General features: G+C 33.8%; 1 protein-coding gene. It reads right to left on the minus strand.

From position 1 onward, the window contains the following. Positions 1-526: LysR family transcriptional regulator (locus IDG60_RS28430; protein ID WP_206161170.1), on the minus strand; the 526-nt coding region annotated here is incomplete at its 3' end. Positions 527-591 lie beyond the last annotated feature (65 nt).

Genomic DNA, 591 nt, shown 5'->3' on the forward strand with positions numbered 1-591 from the left:
CGAGTCGATGCTCTCTGCTCACGATAAGTCGCAAATCTTCCTTATCTAGGGTAGTATAATCGAAAATATGATGATCGACTGGCAAAGTGGTCACGCCTATATCTACTTCATCATTGATAATTTGCTGCTCAATCGTTTTGCCGCCATTTTCTATTAAATTATATGTAACATTTGGATATTGCTGATGGAATGCACCAAGAATATTGATAAGAATCTTCATATTCATGACTGCCGACATGCCCATGTTTATATGCCCTGTTTCCAGTCCATTCAAGCGTTCCATTTCAGATGGTAAATAATCATACAGTGCAACAATTTCTTTACTTTTCTCATAAAAAATTTGACCTGCATCGGTAAGTATTAAATGTCTTTTACTTCTATCAAATAAGGGCGTGCCCATTTCATTTTCAATATCTTTAATTGCTTTACTAATTGTAGGTTGTGCAATATATAATGATTTGGAGGCATTAGTCATGCCTCCTTGCTTAACGACTTCAATAAAATATTTCATATGTTTGATATCCACTAACATCATCCTAACTATTTCAACACGTTTATTTCATTATACACAACTTCTTAAACATTCAATAA

It is taken from the genome of Staphylococcus sp. EG-SA-2, assembly GCF_017152085.1.